At 36.8% G+C, this 23243-nt stretch carries 16 protein-coding genes, 1 pseudogene and 1 riboswitch; of the genes and pseudogenes, 11 read left to right on the forward strand and 6 right to left on the reverse strand.

Annotation, left to right across the window (positions count from 1 at the left end; all coding sequences use genetic code 11):
* Positions 1-563 precede the first annotated feature (563 nt).
* Positions 564-2795, forward strand: coding sequence for a putative mucin/carbohydrate-binding domain-containing protein (locus AB3H90_RS08690; RefSeq protein WP_368016577.1), 2232 nt, complete (start codon positions 564-566; stop codon positions 2793-2795).
* 207 nt (positions 2796-3002) lie between these two features.
* Here the strand turns inward: AB3H90_RS08690 and AB3H90_RS08695 are convergent, their stop codons facing one another.
* Positions 3003-4154, reverse strand: coding sequence for a hydroxymethylglutaryl-CoA synthase (locus tag AB3H90_RS08695; protein ID WP_010719603.1), 1152 nt, complete (start codon positions 4152-4154; stop codon positions 3003-3005).
* 185 nt (positions 4155-4339) lie between these two features.
* On the opposite strand from AB3H90_RS08695, the gene AB3H90_RS08700 reads away from it, so the two are divergent.
* The 3 genes from AB3H90_RS08700 (at position 4340) to AB3H90_RS08710 (ending at position 9411) form a co-directional block, all read left to right on the forward strand.
* The gene (locus AB3H90_RS08700) at positions 4340-6781 is read left to right on the forward strand and encodes a hydroxymethylglutaryl-CoA reductase, degradative (protein ID WP_368016578.1); all 2442 of its coding nucleotides are present in this window, start codon (positions 4340-4342) and stop codon (positions 6779-6781) included.
* Positions 6782-7000: 219 nt separating this feature from the next.
* A riboswitch (M-box (ykoK) riboswitch) is annotated at positions 7001-7168 on the forward strand.
* Positions 7169-7449: 281 nt separating this feature from the next.
* Complete coding sequence (locus AB3H90_RS08705) at positions 7450-8589, forward strand: FtsW/RodA/SpoVE family cell cycle protein (protein ID WP_010719601.1); 1140 nt, start codon at positions 7450-7452, stop codon at positions 8587-8589.
* A gap of 45 nt (positions 8590-8634) precedes the next feature.
* The gene (locus AB3H90_RS08710) at positions 8635-9411 is read left to right on the forward strand and encodes a phosphatase PAP2 family protein (protein ID WP_094940771.1); all 777 of its coding nucleotides are present in this window, start codon (positions 8635-8637) and stop codon (positions 9409-9411) included.
* A gap of 249 nt (positions 9412-9660) precedes the next feature.
* On the opposite strand, the gene AB3H90_RS08715 is transcribed toward AB3H90_RS08710, so the two are convergent.
* The 3 genes from AB3H90_RS08715 to AB3H90_RS08725 form a co-directional block, all read right to left on the reverse strand.
* The gene (locus AB3H90_RS08715) at positions 9661-10377 is read right to left on the reverse strand and encodes a hypothetical protein (protein WP_034867500.1); all 717 of its coding nucleotides are present in this window, start codon (positions 10375-10377) and stop codon (positions 9661-9663) included.
* A 231-nt stretch (positions 10378-10608) separates the two neighbouring features.
* Entirely contained in the window at positions 10609-10863 is a 255-nt protein-coding gene (locus AB3H90_RS08720) for a hypothetical protein (RefSeq protein ID WP_010719598.1), read from the reverse strand.
* 20 nt (positions 10864-10883) lie between these two features.
* Positions 10884-11735 carry an aldo/keto reductase gene (locus AB3H90_RS08725; RefSeq protein ID WP_034700247.1) on the reverse strand — a complete coding sequence of 284 codons (852 nt, stop codon included), beginning with the start codon at positions 11733-11735 and terminating at the stop codon, positions 10884-10886.
* A 171-nt stretch (positions 11736-11906) separates the two neighbouring features.
* Here AB3H90_RS08725 and AB3H90_RS08730 point away from each other — a divergent pair, with 171 nt between their 5' ends.
* The 4 genes and pseudogenes from AB3H90_RS08730 (at position 11907) to tuf (ending at position 15532) form a co-directional block, all read left to right on the forward strand.
* Positions 11907-12911, forward strand: a complete 1005-nt coding sequence (locus AB3H90_RS08730; RefSeq protein ID WP_010719596.1) for a nucleoid-associated protein — start codon at positions 11907-11909, stop codon at positions 12909-12911.
* Positions 12912-13252: 341 nt separating this feature from the next.
* Positions 13253-13633 (forward strand): VOC family protein, encoded by a 381-nt coding sequence (locus AB3H90_RS08735; protein WP_368016579.1) that lies wholly within the window; start codon positions 13253-13255, stop codon positions 13631-13633.
* A 44-nt stretch (positions 13634-13677) separates the two neighbouring features.
* Positions 13678-14067, forward strand: a pseudogene (locus AB3H90_RS08740) (GNAT family N-acetyltransferase); the annotation flags it as partial.
* Between the two features lie 277 nt (positions 14068-14344).
* On the forward strand, positions 14345-15532 hold the full coding sequence (tuf, locus tag AB3H90_RS08745) for an elongation factor Tu (RefSeq protein ID WP_010719593.1): 1188 nt from the start codon (positions 14345-14347) through the stop codon (positions 15530-15532).
* Positions 15533-15637: 105 nt separating this feature from the next.
* On the opposite strand, the gene mprF is transcribed toward tuf, so the two are convergent.
* Together mprF and AB3H90_RS08755 are read right to left on the reverse strand one after the other, a co-directional pair.
* Positions 15638-18223 carry a bifunctional lysylphosphatidylglycerol flippase/synthetase MprF gene (gene mprF, locus AB3H90_RS08750; RefSeq protein ID WP_368016580.1) on the reverse strand — a complete coding sequence of 862 codons (2586 nt, stop codon included), beginning with the start codon at positions 18221-18223 and terminating at the stop codon, positions 15638-15640.
* Positions 18224-18244: 21 nt separating this feature from the next.
* On the reverse strand, positions 18245-18961 hold the full coding sequence (locus AB3H90_RS08755; RefSeq protein ID WP_010719591.1) for an alpha/beta fold hydrolase: 717 nt from the start codon (positions 18959-18961) through the stop codon (positions 18245-18247).
* A 211-nt stretch (positions 18962-19172) separates the two neighbouring features.
* On the opposite strand from AB3H90_RS08755, the gene AB3H90_RS08760 reads away from it, so the two are divergent.
* The 3 genes from AB3H90_RS08760 to AB3H90_RS08770 all read left to right on the forward strand — a co-directional run bounded on the left by AB3H90_RS08760 (position 19173) and on the right by AB3H90_RS08770 (position 23221).
* The gene (locus AB3H90_RS08760) at positions 19173-19805 is read left to right on the forward strand and encodes a lysozyme family protein (RefSeq protein WP_053766455.1); all 633 of its coding nucleotides are present in this window, start codon (positions 19173-19175) and stop codon (positions 19803-19805) included.
* Positions 19806-19949: 144 nt separating this feature from the next.
* Entirely contained in the window at positions 19950-20732 is a 783-nt protein-coding gene (locus AB3H90_RS08765) for a DUF368 domain-containing protein (RefSeq protein WP_225792594.1), read from the forward strand.
* Between the two features lie 167 nt (positions 20733-20899).
* Positions 20900-23221: a cation-translocating P-type ATPase gene (locus tag AB3H90_RS08770; protein WP_368016637.1), complete on the forward strand. Its 2322-nt coding sequence runs from the start codon at positions 20900-20902 to the stop codon at positions 23219-23221.
* Positions 23222-23243 lie beyond the last annotated feature (22 nt).

Below are 23243 nucleotides of genomic sequence, written 5' to 3' on the forward strand. Positions count from 1 at the left end.
TGACGAGGAATGACTTTTTGAACACCGTTTATCCGTCTTTAGAGATATGATGAGAAGAGACTGAGGCAAGTTGTGATATGCTCCTCCTATACAGGACTTTTATTATTTCAGTGTCCTATATAGGGGGAGCATATCAGATTGGCTCAGTCTTTTTTTGTTGTGGCTAATGGAGTAATCGAAAATTAACGTAAAAGACAAAACACTTATATTTGCTTGTGTCTTAACAATTCACTCTAAGAAATCGGCCTAAAACTATTTTTTGACTGTTGGTTATCTTTCTAAAATAATAAACGGAGAAAAATGAGTTGTCAGATATATTGACCTTATGTTTTCTTAACTGTTTTAAATCATTTTTATTATTTTATAAAATAACAAATCATTGAAATTTTTGTTTTGGAAAATTATAGCTTGCATCTTAATTATTTCTTTAAAAAAATAGTTTAATTGAAGTGAAAGTATAATTTTTATTGTGGTTGTTGACTATTTTATTTATACTTAAATGTATACGATTGCTTTGTTTGATTAAATGGCAATTTGTATAAAATTACATAACAGGAGGTTTTTTGTTTGAAAAAGATTTTTTTGATAGGGTTATCAGTGTTATTTTTTTTGGTTGTTTGTTTTCTACGAATGTTCAGGCGCAAGAGGTAATTAAAAAAGAGATTTTTAGTATTCCTGAACCAACTTGGATCTTCAATGCAGGGATGAATAAAGGAAAAAATCATGATCGCCAGGATTTAGGATTTATCTTGCCAGAAAATGTTGAATTGAGGATTAGACAAACAAATAAACAATTCAAAAATAAATTAAGATTGAGATTGTTAGGTAATGCCTCAAGTATCGAAAAAAGTATCTTAGTTGATTCAGAATGGGTAAGTATAAGTGCAGATAATCCTTTAGTTCCGTTTATTGATACGCCATATGGAGAAGAAGCTGCTCAGATTGAATATGAAATCGTCACTTCTGAACGTATTAAACCATTACCAGTTTATAATTATCATGGAGATGATACTATGTTTCTTTCAATGTGGGACAAGTTCGATGCTGAATATGCTTTGATTAAAGGACCAGATTTTCAATTACTTGTTCCTAAAAATGATAAAGAAAAAGTAAGAAACTTGAAAGATTACCGTTCCTTAGATGAATTGATCGAACACTACATCGAATTGTTTGGTTATTATAATCAAATCGCTGGTTTTGATAACTCGTCTAAAGAAAATCAAAATGGAGTGAATCGCTTTTTCTTGAAAGCAGATAAAAACGGAGGTGTCGGTGCTTATTATTCTTCAGAATGGGCAGCAAATAGCTATAGCACAGTCGAGTGCTGGTTAACTGAAGACAGTTGGAAAGTGTTGCATGAAATTGCACATGGCTATCAAGCTGGCTTCGATAACATAGGGATGTATACAGGAGAAGTCTCGAATAACTTATTTGGTGTGCAGTATCAATATCTTAACTATGGAAAAGAAGCAGATGAAAAAGGTTGGCTATTTAATTATGGTAAAAAAGAAGAGGTAGAAAACGCACTATACGAAAAGCTAATCAATCAGAATGGAACTTATGCTGATGCTGATCTGCGCGAAAAATTAATTTTATTAACAATGTTAAAACAAAAAGCAAATGATGATTCGTTTACAAAGATGTATCAGGAATATCGTAAAATAGCTAATCAACCAGATTTTAATCGCAACGATTACCCATTACCTGATTTAATGAATCGTATCTATAGTGAAAATAGTCAACTAGATTTTTCAGGTGTTTTAGAGAAATGGGGATTGACGCTTGATCAAGTACAAGTCCAAAAAAATCGTGAGCATGGTTATCCGGCAGTCGCTTCTTTAGCTGATGTCGTACCAGAAAGTGAGTTGGCACGTGCGCGTGAATTAGTCGACCCATCTTATTTGATCAATTCTAATTTTGAGATGGTACAAAACAAGGAGATTGATGCGCTAAATCTAAAAGGTGATCTTACGATTGAATTAAGTTTGAAAGATTTAAACCTATTAAAAGGTACCAAAATAACTTTAAAAGATGGAGCGAAAGAAATAGCTACTCAAGAAATCACTGGAGGAGTAGTCACTTTTAAAAACATTCCTAATGGCATCTATTGTGCAGAATTCTCTGGAAATCAAATGATGTATTTCATCCCACAGAATAGTTATGTTTACGTGAAAGAAGCAACAAATCATGCGGTTATTACGTTGGACGAAGTAAAAGATAGCCAAGTCATTGATTTTCATGGAGTGAATGACAGGAAGTTTGGCTCATTTACATTTAGAACAAACAAGAACAGTGATACTCAAGAAGCAATTGTTTCAGTTACGCATTCGAGACCTCATTATCGTTATGAGAATGAAACTTATGTAAAAGTAATGGTCAAAAGTAGTACAGGAGAACTGAAATACGAAAAAACGATCGAAGGCATAGAGTCTGTTACTGGTGAAGAAAATGTATCATTGAAAATAGGTGATATCGTTGAAATTTATCATGCAGAACCTAAAAACCGCTTCATTTCTTCTGAAGGGATCGTTGATACTACGCAATCGACCAATCGTTGGGTAGTAACCCAATTTGGATTAGAAAACCTAGCTTTGAAAAATGATGCCAAAGAGGATCTCAAAAAAAGAATTACGTCATTAGCCACTCAACTTTGGGATAAAGAGTTAGTCAATCCGGTTCCAAGTGACCGATCACCTGAAAAAAAATTGTTATGGGTGATGATTGATCAAACATCATTAAGAGAAAAATCAGAATATCAAACTTTATATTATATACTATTCAAAAAATGGTTCTAAACATTAAGAAGCATCATATAGTTTATGTAATAGGATAGAAAATCAAATAGCGACTTACAGTTATTTATTGTCACAACAATGTTGACAAAAGTAATTGCAAGCCGCTATTTTTTGTTTTACTGCTTTTTGTAGCTATATGTCAAAAGTTGCTTTTTTGCAAACATTTTTGATTACCTATTAAATCAATCAGGCAGTTATCTCATATGGTTACTTGTAGTAACGAATATCATTTTCAACTTTATAGATTGAAAATGGTACATCGGAAGAATATTCGGCTGTTTCCCCATGTTCAGGTAATTTTTCCTTGAAGATTGTTTCATATTGATCGACTGTGACAGCTTCTCTACCTTCTAACATTTCTTGATGTAGTTCAGTCAATAGGAAATCTTGATAGCCGTCTTGTAAGTAACCTGTGAAAAATTCACTGACAGCACCCGAACCATAGCTGAATAAGCCAATTCGATCACCTGATTTTAACACTTGTGAGTTTTCTAAAAGAGAAATCAATCCTAGATAAAGAGAACCAGTATAAAGGTTACCAATTCGCCGACTATAACGAATACTTTCTTCATAGCGAGTCAATAAGCGATTTTGTGTTTCTTCATCTGTCTGATCCAAGACACTTTGTAAGGCTTTTTTCCCCATTTTTGTGTAAGGAATGTGAAAACTTAGCGCATCATAGTCTTCTAAAGTAAATCCTGTTACCTCTTTATGTCGATTCCAAACTTTTTGAAAAGATTCGATATAAGTGGAGTTGGATAAAGGACCATCAACCACTGGGTATTGCGCATAATCAGGACGCCAAAAATCATAAATATCTTCGGTTAAGAAAGTACTATCGTCTTCGATAGTGATGATTCGTGGATCTTTGGTAACCATCATAGCGACAGCACCCACACCTTGTGTCACTTCTCCACCACTAGCTAGACCATAACGGGCGATGTCACTAGCGATCACTAAAACTTTTCGATCTGGATGATTTTTTACATATTCTTTTGCCATGTGGAGAGCAGCAGTTCCACCATAACAAGCTTCTTTTACTTCAAACGAACGAGCAAAAGGTTGGACTTTCAATAAATGATGGATAATTACAGCACTCGCCTTTGAATGATCGATGCCAGATTCCGTTCCTACGATAACCATATCAATCAGCTCGCGATCTTCATTTGTGACGATCCTAGTAGCTGCATTTGCTCCTAAAGTCACGATATCTTCTGACACTCGGTTGATGGCCATTTGATCTTGGCCAATACCGATATGGTATTTAGCAGGATCATCTCCCCGACGTTCAGCTAACTCTGTCATATCTAAATATAAATTTGGAATAAAAAAGGAAAGACGATCAATCCCTACTTTCATTTCAACACCTCTTTACTCATGATAAAAAAACTTACTTTACTAAAGTATCATAAAAAGATTAAAAGAAATATAAAAAAGCGAATATTTAAGGATTTGTAAAATTTATTCCTAGATTTTTTTGAAGCTGTAGTGAGGTATTTGTTTTTAGCATAAACAATGGTATATTTTTCTAGGAGGTGACTGACTTGAAGGAAGTCGTTATTATAGATGCTGCGAGAACGCCAATTGGAAAGTATCGTGGCAGTTTAAGCAGTTTTTCTGCTGTAGAATTAGGAACAATCATTACAAAAGAACTGTTAGAAAAAACAGGTATCCATAAAGAAAACATCGATCAAGTAATATTTGGAAATGTATTACAGGCGGGGAATGGTCAGAATGTTGCCAGACAAATTTCTGTCAATAGTGGTATCCCTGTTCAGGTTCCTGCCATGACAGTCAACGAAGTATGTGGCTCAGGAATGAAGGCGGTTATTTTGGCTCGCCAATTGATTCAGTTAGGTGAAGCTGATCTAGTAGTCGCAGGAGGCACTGAAAGCATGTCACGTGCGCCACTGCTTCAGCAATATGAAGCAGAAAATGCAACTTATGAAGAGCCGATCTCAAGTATGGTCAATGATGGGCTGACAGATGCGTTCTCAAATGCACATATGGGCTTAACTGCTGAAAAAGTAGCGAACGAATTTTCCGTTACGAGAACAGAACAAGATCAATATGCGCTCAACTCACAAAAAAAAGCAGCTCAAGCTAGTGAAAACGGGGTATTTGAAGCAGAAATTATTCCCGTTACTTTACCTGATCAAAGAATCATGGATAAAGACGAAGCCATCCGAGGGAATAGTACACTGGAAAAATTAGGGACTTTGAAAACTGTTTTTTCCGAAAATGGGACTGTGACAGCAGGAAATGCTTCTCCGTTAAATGATGGAGCATCGGTATTGATTTTAGCTTCAAAAGAATATGCGATCAAACATGGGCTTCCTTATCTTGCAACCATCAAAGCTGTTTCTGAAATTGGGATTGATCCGAGCATCATGGGAATTGCACCTATCTCAGCAATCCAAACATTATTGAAAAAAGCAGAAATTTCTATTGATCAAATCGATCGTTTTGAGATCAACGAAGCATTTGCGGCTTCATCGATCGTGGTCAATCGCAACTTAAAACTAGCTGAAGAAAAAGTCAATGTAGATGGTGGTGCCATTGCACTCGGTCATCCGATTGGTGCAAGTGGTGCTCGTATTTTGACAACATTAAGTTATGGCTTGAAACGAATGAACCAACAATATGGTGTGGCTTCTTTATGTATTGGTGGAGGCTTAGGACTAGCCATGTTACTTGAAGCAAATCTAGAAACGGAACAATCAAGTGACCAAAAAAAAAAGTTTTATCAACTGACGCCTGAACAACGTCGGAGTCAGTTGGTTAGTGAAGGAATCATCAGTCAATCACAAGCTGATGAATTAAAAGTAGGAACACTCTCTGAAGAAGTAGCCAATCATTTGATTGAAAATCAAATCAGTCAAGTTGAGATTCCTCTAGGGATTGCACCTAATTTTCAAATCAATGGAATCAAAAGGCAAGTACCGATGGCGACAGAAGAACCGTCTGTAATTGCTGCAGCCAGTAACGGTGCAAAAATATGTGGAGACATTACAGCAATTACACCACAACGCCTGATGCGTGGTCAGATTGTACTATCAGGGGAACTGGATAATCGAGGTATAACTGATGCTGTCATCGCCAGACAAGATGAACTACTAGCATGTGCGAATGCAAGTTATCCCTCGATCGTGAGACGTGGTGGTGGAGTGCAGGAAATCGCAACAAGAAACTTTAAGGGCAATAATTTGGATTACTTATCGATCGATTTCTTGGTTAATGTAAAAGATGCGATGGGAGCTAATATCATCAACGCTATCTTAGAAGGTGTCGCCCAGAAAATACGTTCCTGGTTTCCTAAAGAAGAGATTTTGTTTAGTATTTTAAGCAATTTCGCAACAGAATCATTAGTAACAGCTAGTTGTGAGATTCCCTTCGAGCGATTGGGAAAAACGATTGAAGCAGGAAAGAGAATTGCTGAAAAAATTCAACAAGCTTCCGAGTATGCTAAATTAGATGTTTATCGGGCAGCAACACATAATAAAGGGATCATGAATGGCATCGAAGCTGTCATTCTTGCTACTGGAAACGATACGAGAGCTTGTGCAGCTGCCGTTCATGCGTATGCTGCGAAAGATGGTGCTTACCAAGGCCTGTCAGACTGGCAAATGATTGGAAATAAGTTAGTTGGACAATTAACGGTACCTTTGGCAGTGGCAACAGTTGGAGGGGCTTCTAGGATTCTTCCAAAAGCAAAGATTGCACTAGACATGTTGAAGATTGAATCAGCAAAAGAATTAGCTCAAATCATTGCTGCCGTCGGTTTAGCACAAAATTTAGCTGCTTTGCGGGCATTAGTGACAGACGGTATCCAAAAGGGGCATATGTCGCTTCAAGCTAGAGCCTTAGCGATCACAGTCGGGGCACAAGGAACTGAAATTGAACAAGTCGCTGAATTTCTAAGAAAAGCCGAAGGAATGAATCAGGACGTAGCTAGAAAATTTTTGATGCAATTACGTAAAAAATAAGTATTTATAAAAAAGAGAGACTGATTGGGATAACAGCAGAATGGATAAAAAGCTACTATATATTTATTATATTTATTCATATTATTCCTAGTCAAAAGCTCTCTTTTTTTGCTAATTGCCGGTAAAATTAAGGAAAAGGTTAAATATGACTAAATTTTTGCGAACTTTCTACGGGATGCTATTGTGAAATTGTTCGTTAAAGGATATACTTTTTTCAAATTTAATACTTGTTAGGCGAGGCTCCTAAACAAACATAGGCTATTGCGCAGAAACGTCGAAAGACGCCAATGTGTAAAACAGGAATTGTCGAATTAAGGCTCTTCATAAGATAGCTAAGAGAAATCTTTACGTTGTTTAGTGTCAAAACTCACACGATGAGATAGTTGTTGATGTACGCAACTTTAACAAATAAGCCGAAACTTCTAAAAATCTTTGCTGATTTTTGTGAATTTTCGGCTTATTTTTTGGAGTTGGATATTTACACCACTTACTTGAAAATAAATCACAGCACATTTTGATCACGCTACTTTTATTTTTCCTCATGTGAAAGTGACTCCTTTTGCCTAATAGAAAGGATGGCAAAATGGATACTAGTTGATAACGGATGTTTTGATAAGAAGATTAGAGAAATTCTGGTTACGAAAACTTTCGTTTAAGAGGTGTTGTGTGTGAAATCAAAATCTTTTGAGTTTAATTATGCGTTATTTTTGCCGATTTTTCTCTTTTATTTATTAAGTATCGGTGTGCAATATGGAGCAGCAGTCTACGACCAAGTGCCTTATAAAACTATTGTTTTAAAACAAGTAATCTTTTGCATTGCTTCATTAGGACTTTTGTTACTGACACAAAAAATCAAGACAGCGTTATTGTTACGATTGTCTCCTTATTTTTATGCTATTTCATTAGCAATTATGAGTTTGCTCTACAAATTTTATGATCCGGTGATGTACCAATTAACCGATACGAAACGTTGGCTGAGGATTGGTAGTTTTACTTTTCAACCTTCTGAATTGGTTAAATTGACTTTTGCATTAGTTCTCGTTTATTTCACCTTGCTTTATGAAAAGAAAGTCAGTGAACGTACCGTGAAAACGGATCTGATCTATGTCTTTCAAGTTCTGTTGATCAGTTTACCAACTTTCTTGTTGATGTATATGCAAAAAGATTTTGGGACAAGTTTGGTATTTATTATTTGTTTGGGGGCTCTGTTCATGATTGCAGGGGTCCATTGGAAGATCTTGGCCGTATGTGCTAGTTTTTTATTTATTATTGGGGTCATATTGATTTGTCTAGTTTTTACGAAATACGGTAATGAGATCCTTTATAGTCTGAACTTTAAGACGTATCAATTAGACCGGGTGAGAGCTTGGATCGATCCTTTTGCTTACAGTCAATCGATCGGATACCAACAATCACAAAGCTTATTGTCTGTTAGTGCAGGTGGATTTAGTGGACGACCAGCTGAAATACCACCAATCTATGTACCAGTACGTGAATCAGATATGGTATTTACTGTAATTGCCGAAACGTTTGGTTTTTTAGGTAGCGTGACCGTCGTTTTTCTATATTTCTATCTTTTCTACCAAGTTATTTACACTGCGATACAGACAAACAATAAAGGAAATCTATATCTAGCGGTAGTACTCGTATTTGGACTATTATTTCAAATCGTAGAAAATATCGGCGCTTCGATTGGTTTACTGCCTTTAACAGGAATTCCTTTGCCTTTTCTAAGTCAAGGAGGAACCTCCTTGTTGATCATGGGAGGCGGATTAGGTATGATTTTAGGTTTTAAAAAAGTAGAATAAGTCATTTGTTTAGTCAGATGAAGTTAGAAAGTAAGTGAAAGTTTTATGAGTGATTATCAACAAAAAGCACTGAAATTATCAATCGTTCCATTATGCCTTTTGATTGGATTGATTTTATGCGTAAAAATCAATCCTCCATGGTTCGAAACACTAGATTTAGCGGTTTATACAAAGATCGATTTACCTAATTTTCCACAACTAACAGCGATTGTTCGTTTGTTTGCTAAGTTAGCAACGATTGGTCCGACCTTATGTTTTGCCTTTCTTTTTGCTTTTTATATTTGGAAAAAGAATTACCATTTGTTAGCGATTTGGAATATCTGTAATATCTTTGCGGTTAGTTTTTTTGGGTATATTCTAAAAAAGCTCATTGCACGAATCAGACCTGCCGTTTCACAATTGGAAATACGTACGAGTTACTCGTTTCCTAGTGGACATTCTTTATTATCCTTTGCGCTTTTCCTAACAATTATCTTATCGTTAAGTATTATTTGGAGTCGTCAGGATACCAGAAGAGTTGCTTGGTATCTTATCAGCTATCCATTGCTGATTGCAGCAACTCGATTATATCTAAGAGTCCATTATCCAAGTGATATTTTAGCTGGATTTTCGTTAAGTGCAGTAGTAGTTTTATTGTCATATGTTGTTTGTTTCTCTTTTATCTCGGCAGATTCGCCATTAAAAGTAAGGCAACTGGAAAAGAAAAGGCCTCTTTTTTCTAAAAAGCAAAAAGTAGTCTTAGGACTTTTAGTCCTTTTACTCGCAGTGATCCTATCTGGTGTCGCTTATGAACTAAACGTCTTTTATCATGCACATGGGTAAGCTGGAAAAACATAACCAATAAACTAAGGGGAAGAGACCGCTTGGTTTTTTGGTTCTATCTTTTTTAAGATTGGTGAAGATTATTGACAACTTTTGGTGATTCAAAGTAATAGAAAAAATATTTTACTATAAAAAAATGAGCAGAGGGCAATTGCCTTTCTGCTCATTTAACATTTTATGATTTCTCATTACCGGAATCATTTGACAAAAAGCCGTTTTTTGATGCGGTGGATAGATTTGTGAAACTGGTTATCTTTCTGAAATAGCTGTTGCAGCAAACTGTTCGATCAATGGGATCAATGTCAGTTTCACTTTGTATTTGCGTTCTAACGCTTTTTCAATTGTAAATTGGTTTTCTGCTGTCATTGAAATTTCAGCTAATTTACGTGGTTCATCTGAGGTTTTCTCATAGATGACTGCTGCATCAGCTTCTTTTTCTACATAAAATTTTGGATATTCCGCTACTGCGCTTGAAAAATCAGCGAAATTCAAAGCGGCAGTTTCAGTTGAGCGTTGTTTTTCAGTTGTTTCCGCTTTTGATACTTCAGCTGTTTTAGGTGATTCCACAGGTTTTGAGTCAGCAACTTTTGTTTCAGCAACAGGTGTAGAAACCTCTTGAGCAGTTGGTTCATCATTTTTAAGACGTTGATCATTCCAATAAGAAACGATTTCAATCAATAAGTTGTCACGGAAGCGTTCAAAAATGTCTTTTTCTCCTGAACGGATTCGTTTTAAGACAGTTGTGAAATTATCATCAATCGGGACATTGATGCGAGTATCTTCATTTGTTTTTCCTGCAAGTCCAATCGTTAAGATGTGGCGGTCTTTCGGATCAAGCATGACTTGTAAAGGTAAGCCGTAACGACGTAGACTTTCATCCTCTAAAGAATGAAATAATTGACTTCTGATTCCATCTAAAGAAGGACGGAATTGATTGAGTAATTTTTGTTTTTGTTTTTTCTTCATATGTTCTCTCCTTCGCTCATACCCTTTCGATTATAAGAAAAAAAAGATGAAATGAAAAGGATTATACGAAAAAAACTTAGATATGTATGTATTTATACGCATTTTTTTAGGAAAATATTTGTTTTTAACAGAAATGTTTCCTCTTTTTAGGTGTATATCAAAAGATAAGCCGATAGGACACCGGCAAGAAAAACTCAGTGTGTATCGGCTTATCACGATCATTGAAGTCAGCTACGTTGTTTTGGAACAAGGAATCAAAGCAAAGACAGACAGTTCAGGTGAATAGATCACTTCATGTCCTTGCCAAGTCGTAACCATTAGCGAATGATCGAAACGGTTGGTTAGCTCTTGAATTTTTTGATCATGGGACCAGTTACGTGCTGGGAAGTGTTGGATCTTGTCTGGTCCGATCAAAAAGATAAAATCAGGATGAAAAGTACGAGTGATTTCTTCTGAGAGCCTTTCTAAACGTTCAATCGGAGTCATTGTTATCAAACATCCTTAAATTAAAATTGGGTAGTATCTGGATCTTTTGCTTTACCAACTACGCCATCTAATTGATCGATTTGTTGCATTTCTTCTTCTGACAGTTCAAAGTCAAAAAGTTCAGCATTTTCTTTGATCCGACTAGGAGTTACTGATTTTGGCAGAGGCAAGAAACCATGTTGTAAGGACCAGCGTAAAGCAACCTGAGCAATACTCTTTTGATGGGCTTTGGCAATTTCCTGCATCTCTGGTACATCGAAAATTTTCCCTGTGCCAAGTGGACTGTAAGCTTCCAGGATCATTTCGTGTTTTTTGGCATAGTCAACGACTGCTGGTTGTAATTCACCAGGAGCTAAGAAAATTTGGTTGACCATTGGCATGATCTTGGCTGTTTTTTGTAACGCATCCAGATGATGGGGCAAGAAGTTGCTGACGCCAATGGCTTTGATTTTTCCAGCTTCATACAGCTCTTCAAAAGCTCGCCAAGTTTGGGCGTTTGCTTCTTCCCAATTGTCACGGAAAGCCACAGGATTAGGCCAGTGGATCAAGAAAAGATCAATATAATCTGTTTGTAATTTTTGTAGTGATTCTTCAAACGAAGACATCACTAAGTCATAACTGTGATTGGCATTCCAAAGTTTTGTTGTTAGAAAAATCTCTTCTCTGGGAATCCCACTTTCTTTGATCGCTTGACCGACGCTTTCCTCGTTTTTGTAACCTTGTGCTGTATCAATGTGGCGATAACCTGCAGCTAGCGCTTCTTTGACTGAAGAAACTGCGACATCGCCATCCGGTGTTTGCCAAGTACCAAAACCAACAATCGGAATTTCATAACCATTTGATAAACGATACGTATTTGTTAATGAATCCATATTCTCAACTCCTTAATTTTTAGTTCACTTTTAAGTGTAGCGCATTTTCTCAAAAAAGGAATCCATTTTGTTTAGGATACAATTATTTTTTTCAAAAAAAGGAAAATAATGATTTTCGTTCTGGTATTTTGTATTGATTTTCCGTAAACTAAACCAGAAGGGAATGAGAACATGGATATTTATTTAAAAAAAGCAATTATGCATATTATTGATCGTGAAACGGGATCACCCGTATTTTCTCAACAAGAATTGGATCTGACTAAAGAGTTTATTCGAGATTTTTTACAAAAGAAAATCCAAAAAATTTCTTCTGCACAAACGAAAACAGGACAGCTGTCACCTGAAAGTATGATGGCGAAACAAGTCCAGGACTGTCAAGAAAACTTTGTAGCAGCAAGTGAAGGGATCGTTCAACGCTGGTTCGAGATCTATCAAGAAAGCGAAGAAGCACCAAGCGCTGATGTCTTTGTTGTTTTGTATGAAGTAGATACGGTGATGTATGTGGCTTTGTTAAAAGTCAATTACCGAGAATCCTATACACATTTTGTAGAGGCAGACGAAACAGGAATCGCCAATCAATTGATTTTGAATCGAGCGATATTGGGGGCAAAATCCCAAAAGGCAGATGAAGCGTTTGCGGTGGCGTTAACTGATTTAACCTATGAATTGATTGAAAAAAAATATGAGTTTTCTGGAAAAAAAGAACTCTATTTTTCGGGGAGAGTCATCGAAAGTGTTCCTGCGCCTTCATTAGAAGAGAATGTCAAAGTGATCCAAAAAGTAGCTAAAAGTTTAGGGAAAAAATTTGAAACTGAAGAATTTGATCTAGTGGCTGATTTAAAAGAGGCTGTTTATGATACGATCGAGGAAAAGGGCAGACTAGACCATGAAATGATTGCGGAAAAAGTCTTCAAAGAAAATATCACAGCGAAATTAGCTTTTCAAGAAGAAGTCCAAGAACAGGGATTTGTTGCTGAAGCTTTGCCAGTCAGAGAAGTCCAAGAAATTTCTGAGAAAAAATTTGGTAAACAAAAATTCAAGTTATCCAATGGAATCGAATTGATCGTCCCTGTAGACGTCTACCGAAATCCAGATTTGATTGAATTTGTTAATAACCCAGATGGAACAATCTCAGTCATGATCAAAAATGTAGACGAAGTATTAAATCGTTTATAATTATTAAAAGAATGCTTATTCAGAGAATACAATAAAATGTAGCAGACAAGAAAAGAGCCAAGAGAAACTATAGTGAACGTTAAAAGTTGGATTAAAAAGTTAACTTTTTTCGGTCAGTATAAAGTTTTCCTTGGTTTTTTTGCAGGTGTAAACTATATAAGTAGTGCATATCTTTAGATATTTCAGAATGATAGCGTTCTTTTTACCAGATAACACCATTTCTTTTGTGAACTGATCACTAAGAGCAAAAGCCAAAATAATCACATCATTCTTTATCAAATAAAGAGAAAATGGTATAAAGGATAGGAAGAGATAACGAAAATATGAAGGAGTGTTACAAAATGAAAGTTGAACATATTGCTATTTGGGTTAATGATTTAGAAAAAATGAGAGCGTTTTATGAGAACTATTTTGCTGCAGAAAGTTCAGAGAAATACACGAATCCTAAAACCCGGTTTCAATCTTACTTCCTGAATTTCACCTCAGGAAGTCGGATTGAATTGATTACAAAGCCTTTTTTATCAGATCGTGCAGTCGATACTTTTGGTTATGCTCATTTAGCAATTTCAGTGGGAACAAAAACAGAGGTGGATTCATTTGCTGAAACATTTGTAAAAGATGGCTTTCCACTGATCAGTGGACCAAGAACTACGGGCGACGGTTATTATGAAGCAGCTATCCAAGATCCTGAAGGAAATCTGATTGAGTTAACGACAGATTGAGACGGATTACATCATACAAAAATATAGCAAAGGATAGAAAGCACATGGAATTCAGCGAAGAGAAAAAAATTGACCTTGATGCATTGTTCGCGCTCTATACAGCTGTAGGATGGTCAGCCTATACGAAGGACATCCAACAATTAGCTCTGGGAATCCAACAATCTCTCAAAGTGATAACGGTATGGGACGAACAACAATTGATTGGATTGATCCGTAGTGTCGGGGATGGCGAAACAATTCTTTACATTCAAGATTTGCTTGTTCATCCAGCTTATCAAAACATGGGGATTGGGACACAATTAATCGAAAAAATGGTACAAGCTTATCCAAAAGTCAGACAAAAAGTTTTATTGACAGAAAATGAACAACAAACCCGCCGATTTTATGAAAAATGCCAATTTCAGTCGGTAGCGACACAAGAAATGATTTGTTTTATCGCGAATACTGATAGTTACGAGAGAGGCCATTGTAGTGAAAACAAGGAGATAGTCACAACAATTACGCATGGTTGGCTGATGAAAAATTAGTCATTAATCAGCATAAGTGTTCTTGGTTGACTTTGACCAAATTTGACGTATAATACAAATTGTTCGATACTTACAAAAAGTAAGGCGGACAGATTCTTTTTGGATTTTTCCAAAGAAGTCTATAATGGACAACAGATGAGAGCAAAACTTTAAAGCTCTAAATTAATTAGGAGGTTTGTTAATTATGGCAAAAGAACATTATGATAGAAGTAAACCACACGTAAATATTGGAACCATTGGACACGTCGACCATGGGAAAACTACTTTAACTGCTGCGATCACTACAGTACTAGGTAAAAAAGGCTTAGCAAATCCTCAAGACTATGCTAGTATCGACGCAGCGCCAGAAGAACGTGAACGTGGAATCACGATCAATACTGCTCATGTGGAATACGAAACAGACAAACGCCACTATGCACATATCGATGCACCAGGGCATGCGGATTACGTGAAAAACATGATCACTGGGGCAGCTCAAATGGACGGAGCAATCTTGGTTGTTTCTGCTACGGATGGCCCAATGCCTCAAACTCGTGAACACATTTTACTTTCTCGCCAAGTAGGCGTGAAATATTTGATTGTTTTCTTGAACAAAACAGATTTAGTCGATGATGAAGAATTAATTGATCTAGTAGAAATGGAAGTTCGTGAACTATTAAGCGAATATGGATTTCCAGGTGATGATACACCTGTAATCAAAGGATCAGCATTAAAAGCATTACAAGGTGATCCTGATGCAGAAGCAGCTATCATGGAATTGATGGACACAGTCGATGAATACATCCCAACACCAGAACGTGATACGGACAAACCATTATTGTTACCCGTCGAAGATGTATTTTCAATTACTGGACGTGGAACAGTAGCATCTGGTCGGATTGACCGTGGGGCTGTTCGAGTCGGTGACGAAATCGAAATCGTAGGGATCAAACCAGAAACGCAAAAAGCCGTAGTAACAGGAGTTGAAATGTTCCGCAAAACGCTTGATTACGGTGAAGCAGGGGATAACGTAGGTGTGTTATTACGTGGGATTCAAAGAGAAGACATCGAACGTGGCCAAGTGATTGCCAAACCTGGTTCAATTACACCTCATACTAAATTCAAAGCAGAAGTGTATGTTTTGACTAAAGAAGAAGGCGGACGTCATACACCATTCTTCAATAATTATCGACCACAATTTTATTTCCGCACAACTGACGTAACAGGAACAATTGTTTTGCCAGAAGGAACGGAAATGGTCATGCCTGGCGACAACGTAACGATCGATGTAGAATTGATTCATCCTGTTGCTATTGAAAACGGGACGACTTTCTCCATTCGTGAAGGTGGTCGTACAGTAGGTTCAGGTATCGTAACAGAAATCGAAGCCTAAGAACAAAGGATAGATAAATAAAAAAGACGCACGATTCAACAAGTCAGATGACTTTTAGAATCATGCGTCTTTTTTTCTTCCATCATTAGATATAAGTTGTCATATTCAGTGTTTTTGTAACCACTTCTTTAAACCTACTAATCGCTTTTTATGGTCAACTGGTGCATTATCAATGATCAATAATGCGATCATGACATAGGCAATCCAACTGTCACGTGAATAGGAAGTATAGCGGGAAGTCCAATGAGTCGCATATTTATCTTTATACTCACGCAAGCCGTGGAAAGAGTAAAAATGTGAACCAAATTCATAAACTAAGTAAGCAATTCGTTCTTGAATAAAACTTTTTCTTGAGGTTCCAACGTTGGATAATGGCGCCATCCCCAAGTTGAAAAATTCAATCTGTTCCTCTTTCATATACTCAAATAAATGAAGGAAAAGATAATCCATACTTCCAGCTGGTGCTTTCTCAGGATCATAACGCATCAAATCAATCGTGCCGATTTTGTTATCTGTGTAGGTTGGCATGATCGAAGCAAATGCTACTAAGTCTTGTTGTGGGTCTTTTAAAACAGCGATCGGTGCCCGCTGTAGATAATCTTCTGAGAAGAACCCCAGTGAAAAACCTTTTTCTTTTCGGCTTCCTAACCATTGATCAGAAATTTGTTTGAGTTCAGTCATCTGTGTCGCAGAAAAAGGTGGCTGAATAATCTCAAAAGTAAAACCTTCTCGGTCAATCCGATTCAAGATCGCACGTGACCCTTTCATTTTCTTTCCAGAAGTAGTGAAATTGGCTAATTCAACGTGTGCTTCTTCGCCCATTTTGATGAAGTCATAGCCGAATTCATGTAAAATCATCACGATTTCTTCACTCGTTTCGTAAAAGACGGGGAGGTAACACAAACGATCTGTTTCTTCAATAAACGCTTCGATAGCGGCAGGAAAATCTTCTTTTTTACCCGAAGGATCGCCCATCACGATACATTTATTATTGTAACAAGCAAACTGTAATAAAACCGTTCCAACTTGGTCTTTTTCATAAATAAACATGCGCTTGTCTTTTAAGAAAATCAATTGACTGTCAGAGTTTCCGCCAAAGGTATGGAGGATATTTAACGCTTTTTCCTCATCTAACGGTTCGCCGACTTGCTGTTTCTTTCCTTGTAGGAAGTGGACGAAAAGAATGATGATAAAGCTTACTGCAATAATAGCAAATAATCCAGATAACCAAATCTTTTCTGACGGGAACAAAAAGAACGAAATAAAATGATGCTTACGATGAGGAAATGTTGGCAGATTATAAACACCAATAATGATGTAAAGCAACGCTAAAGCACCAATAATCACACCATCAATCGTCAACCATTCCCATGAATAAATGATTTGTTCTCTAAATAATTCATTTTTCGAAGCAATTACGATCAACAACAGTAACAATAGGAAAATAGCTGCAGTAAAGCTAAAGTCAATAATCGTCACATAAGATGCTGCTAAAAAGATCAGTGCAATAGTTGGCCAATAGGCTCTTTTGACTCTTGCAGCAATCCCACGCCCCATGATGACAAAGAGAAATCCTAACAACATACTTGGGAATTGAATAATAAAATGCAACCTTAACGGATTGATACTATGCAGCCAACGAAACTCGGTAAAAGCTTGTGGGATCGTTGCTGAAAGAACCATCATGATACCAGAAAAATATAAAAGGACGACGACGGCTTTATGAGCAATCTCTGTTGCCAGTTGCTTAGGAATACCAGAATAACGTTGATCAAAGGTTGAGCCAATATTCTTAAAGAAAAAGACGATTCCGATCAAAAAAGGAATAATGTAATAAAAAATTCGGTACAGTAAGATCCAAACGACTACAGTTGCCTTTGGCACACCTATGGCAGAAAGACCGATAATCATCATGATATCAAAACTACCGATTTCACCAGGAATCATCGAGACGATTCCGATAACTGAAGCTGCGATAAAGAGCGGTATCGTTTGCCACAAATCGACTTTGATATCCATAAGTGCCCCAACTGCTAGAAAGGTGAACAAGACACCAGACCACTCTAAGATCGAGACAAGCAGCAATTGTCCTTGTGTTTTTAATGAGAGTCCTCCGAGGTAGCCCTCTTTTTTTAAGGTAGTGACTACAAAAACAAGTGGGAAGTATAACCCACCACCGATCAACCAAATCCAATACTGCTTAATAAAAGGCGCAACCGGTGCAAAAAAGACCATAAAAAAAGAAATCAAACTATAAATAGATAGTCCAGCCATTAGAAATAAAAAGATCTTCGACAAAGCTTGCATCAACTGCTTACTGTCTTTTTTATGACCGTATAATTCGGAGCGTAATCCGATGCTGACAAAGCCGCCAAAACCGGCAACATTGTTGATGGTATTGATCAACCAACTTGTTTCAAATAAATAACTCTTTTTTAATTTTTGTCCCAACAAGCGGTTAAGGATGATGTCATACCCAATCATCGGTGCAACAGATAGTAATCCAACAATGAGCATCAACCCCGTCTTCCAAAGTGGGATTGTTGCAAATGTTTCGGCTAATTGAGCGATCGATAGTGTTTTGCCAATATTGATCAATTCACTAACGATAATGACAACCACAGAAATTAAAAAGATTGTTTTAAAGAGACCTAAATGGTTTTTGAACCATTGTAAGGCTTGTTTTAACAAAAAAATCACCTACTATTCTTATTATTCAGACAAAAAATCTAATACTTCTTGATTGAAACGTTGAGGATCTTTTCTAGCTAACTGATGTCCTTGTTCGTTCACTAAAACAAAAGAAGCATTTGGGATCGTTTTTGCTAGGTAAAGGGAGTGTTGCAGTTTGATCACATCTTTTTTTCCAACAATAATCAATGTTTTACATTTAATTTTCTCTAAATCTGCTGTTGAAAGACCGATATCTTTTAACAACAATTTGATCACCAACAAATTTTTTCTAAGCGATGGGCAAACTAAAGAAAGCAACCACATACCAATATAATGACAGTAGCTAAGCAGTCTCGCTGAGAATAAAACCCCTTTAACTAAAGTATTTCCTGAATTTAATATTAATCGATGTACTTTCTCTGGATAATAACTTGAAAAGACCAAACCAAGATTAGCTCCATCACTAAAACCTAGTATATTTGCTTTTGTAATTCCTTCAAGTAGCATGATGGTATAAAGATCTTCTGCCATCAAACGAAAAGACAAGGTATTTGCTTGATTCGTTGAACGTCCGTGACCTCGACTATCAATGAGATAAACGGTATAAAACTGACTAAAGACAGGAACTTGCTCTGAGAAGAAACGACCACTGCCATCATTACCATGGAGTAAAAACAGAGGCATGCCATTTCCGCTTTTCTCATAATAGATCTCTGTTCCATCAGTCATTTTTGCATATTTCTTTTCTTTTTTCACATAATCACCTACTGGTTAAAGTATAACGACAATTCTCCTATAAGAGCAATTGTTTTCCTAAAAAAACAACGATCATTTTCGTAAGATAGTAAAAAATTCCGAAAATTTCAGTTTTTATTAAGGAAAGGAACAAATGATTAGTAAGAAATAGCCAAGAACGATAATAAATAGTAAGATAAAAAAAGATGTCAAAATAACTAGGTGAATGTTTATGAAAAAAAAGAAAAAGTCAATCTTTCGAAGAATCGTCTCTTTTTTAGTGATTGTCTTGGTCATAGGAGTATTGATCATCTTAGGAAAAACCTATCAATCGATTAAAAGAGTAGAAAAGTACGAACCAGAAATAACAACAGCAATCAAAAAGTACCATATGGAAGAGTACGAGTCTTTGGTCAAGGGGATCATTTTAACAGAATCAAAAGGCAAGGGGATTGATTTGATGCAAAGTTCGGAAAGCGCCTATGGTAAAGCCAATGTGATCGATAATCAAAAAGAAAGTATCGATCAAGGAGTCAGCTACTTAGCAGAAATGATCAATGAGGCAAAAAAACAAGGATGTGATCTTGATACAGCGATACAAGCCTATAACTTCGGTAAGGATTATATTGTCTACGTAAAAAACCGAGGTGGGGAAAATACTATGGAGATAGCAGAAGAATATTCCAAAAATGTCTTGAGTCCACTTTTAGGTAATGAGAAAAAAACCAAGTATCGCTATTGGCGAGTCCCCTCATTGCTTTACAATGGCGGTTATCTTTATCATAATGGAGGGAACATGTTTTACACAAAAGTTGTCAAGATGAATGAAGACCTCATTGAGTTATATGACAAAGTTTTTAACTAATTGAGTGTAATGCTGAGATTTTTTGCTAGATCTTTATCTTATCAGAAAGAAGGAGTGCTCAAAAAAGTGGAAAAAGAACAAATCATAACAGAAAAGGTAGCGAAAGATTCAGGGAAAGACTGGCTATTGCGCTTTGTAAAGGGAATGTTTATCGGTTCGGGTTTTATTTTACCGGGGGTAAGCGGAGGCGCTTTAGCAGCTGTTTTTGGGATGTACGAACGATTGATCTCTTTTTTAGCTCATCTAACCAGAAATTTTAAAGAAAACGTGCTTTTCTTTTTGCCTGTCGGATTAGGAGGCATCAGCGGAGTCTTTTTGCTTTCCTTTTTGGTGAGTTTCTTATTAGGGACATATGAAACGACGATTTTATGGTTTTTTGTTGGGTGTATTGTAGGTACTGTTCCAGCGTTGTGGAAAGAAGCTGGAAAGAAAGGGCGGCAATCAGGTGATATCATCCTGATGATCGTCACATTGATCGTGGCTTATTTCTTTTTACTTTACGGATCACAACTATTTGATGGTCAAGTTGAACAAAACACAGTAACTTGGATCATCGCTGGCGGTCTAATCGGCTTAGGGATGATTGTTCCTGGACTGAGTCCCTCGAATTTTTTAGTCTATATGGGGTTATACAAGGCGATGGCTGATGGTTTCAAAGAAGCTCGCTTAGACGTGATCTTACCGATCGGTTTAGGCGCGGTAGTCTGCGTGTTGACGTTATCAAAGTTATTTGATTTTATCTTTTCTAAGGCATATAGTAAATTGTTCCATTTTATTTTAGGAGTTGTTTTTGCTTCGACGGTAATGATTGTTCCTACAGATTACACAAATTTAAGTTTACTAGGAATCATCTTTTGTCCCATTTTATTTTTTGCTGGTATCGCATTAGGTTGGTGGATGAGTCGTTTAGAAGAACAATATAAATAAAGGTTGAATGGCACATGATTTTTGCTGGGATTTCTCAGCGGCATAGAATCATGTGTTCTTATTTTGTATAAATTTGTAAAAAATAAGTTGTTTTTAATAATAGAACAAGCTAGACTTAAATATATTGATTATTTTTTGAAAGTTGGCGAAAAATGGAAACGAAAGAAATGAATGGTCTTACTCAGGAAGAAGTGAGACAAAAAATTTCCTCTGGGCAGCAAAATGATTACCAAGAGGATGCATCAAAAAGTACTAAGCAGATTCTTAGTGACAATATACTAACGCTGTTCAATTTTTTAAATTTTGGTATTGGGATTTGCTTACTATTGGTCGGTGCCTATTCCAATATGGCTTACTTGGCAATTATTGTGGTGAATATCATTATTGGTATCTATCAAGAAATCCATGCTAGAAATCTAGTAAGAAAGCTATCGATTGTTTCGCAATCAGAGGTACGAGTTATCCGCGAAGGAAAAGAGCAGTCGATTTCAACGAAAGAATTAGTTTTAGGAGATGTCGTAAAGATTGGTGCAGGGGAACAGATTCCTTCTGATTTAAAAGTGATCTCAGGACGCGCAGAAGCCAATGAGGCACTATTGACAGGGGAGTCAGACCTGATTGTCAAAACCGAAGGAGATGAATTGCTTTCAGGTAGTTTCTTAACCAGTGGTTCTGTTTTAGCTCAAACGATTCGTGTTGGCGCAGACAACTATGCGGTTCGCCTAACGAGTGAAGCAAAAACCCATAAAGCGATTCATTCTGAACTTGTCGATTCTATTCGAAAAGTATCGAAATTTACTAGCTTCATTATCATTCCATTAGGTATTATTTTATTTTTAGAAGCGTTATTTATCCGTGATGCTTCTATTAAGATTTCTGTTATTGCTTCGGCAGCAGCATTACTAGGGATGTTGCCTAAAGGCTTAGTCCTTTTGATTAGTATTGCACTGACTACTGGTGTAACGAAATTAGCAAAGAAAAGAATCTTAGTCCAAGATATGTATTCGATTGAAACACTTGCTCATGTAGATACGCTTTGCTTGGATAAAACAGGGACGATCACTGAAGGAAAAATGAGTATCCAACGGGTCGAAGCCCTAAATCCTAAGTACGAAAAAGCGATTCCTGAAATCATGGGAACCTATCTAGCTGAAAGCAGTGACAATAATCTTACCATGCGGGCACTTAGAGATTACTTTCAAGTAGCTAATCGCTATACTGTGACTGAAAAGTTAGCTTTCTCTTCTGACCGAAAATGGGGAGCGATGGAGTTTCCTGAATTAGGTGTGATCTATGTAGGAGCTCCTGAACGTTTGGTTGAAAAATCACAACTGCCAGAAAGTTTGGTGGATGCTCAAGCAAATGGCTACCGTGTATTGATGCTGGGTGTCGCTCCTGAACAACATTTGACTGAAGGAGAGCCAAAAGGCGTTGAACCAATCGCGCTGTTTGAGATTGACGATCCAATACGTAAAAATGCAGAAGAAACATTAGCTTATTTACATGCTGAAGGTGTTAATCTAAAGGTTATTTCAGGTGATAATCCGTTCACAGTTTCAAATATTGCCCGCCGTGCAGGCTTACCAAATTATGATTCGTATGTTGATCTTTCTACGATGACAGAAGAAAAAGCTGTCCGGGAAGCCGCTCATGAGTACACGGTCTTTGGTCGTGTGAGTCCACAACAAAAGAAAACATTAGTGAATGAATTAAAACAAAGTGGTGGAACTGTGGCTATGACTGGGGATGGAGTCAATGACGTATTGGCACTGCGTGAAGCAGACTGCAGTATCGCCATGGCTGAAGGAGACGGTGCAACAAGACAAATTGCTAATCTCGTTTTACTTGATTCTGATTTTACGACTTTACCAGAAGTCTTATTCGAAGGGCGTCGTGTCGTGAACAATGTGACCAAAGTTTCAGGTATTTTCTTTATCAAGACGATCTATTCGTTTATTCTTTCTATTTTATGCGCAATTACTGCAATCGGGTTTCCATTCATCCCAATCCAGATCACATTGATTGACTTAGCTATTGAAGGTTATCCTTCTTTCTTCTTATCGTTTGAACAAGATAAACGAAAGATTACCTATCGTTATTTACCAACAGCATTGATCAATGCATTGCCAAATGCATTGCTAGTCGTATTGAATATTATTGTGGTTTATATTTTAGGAAAAGTTTTGCCATTTACCCAGTTGCAAACGACCACTTTAATGTATTATCTATTGATCGGAATCAGCTGTATGGCAGTAGTCAAAGCGTGTTATCCATTTAATCCGTTGCGAATTTTCTTAGCGGTAACAACTGTTGTAGGGATTTATGTAGCAGCGATGCTTTTCCATCATCTGTTAGAAGTTGATCTTGGGTTAGGAACGGCTTGGCCATATTTCATTGGTTTTATGATCGTTAATATCATTTTGAGACTGATTTATGGAAAGACCAATATCCGTGACTACTTATTGAATAAATTAGCAACAACGAAATAAACCGTTGCTTGTTCTTAGAATG

It is taken from the genome of Enterococcus sp. C63, from assembly GCF_040887215.1.
Lineage (GTDB): Bacteria > Bacillota > Bacilli > Lactobacillales > Enterococcaceae > Enterococcus_B > Enterococcus_B hirae.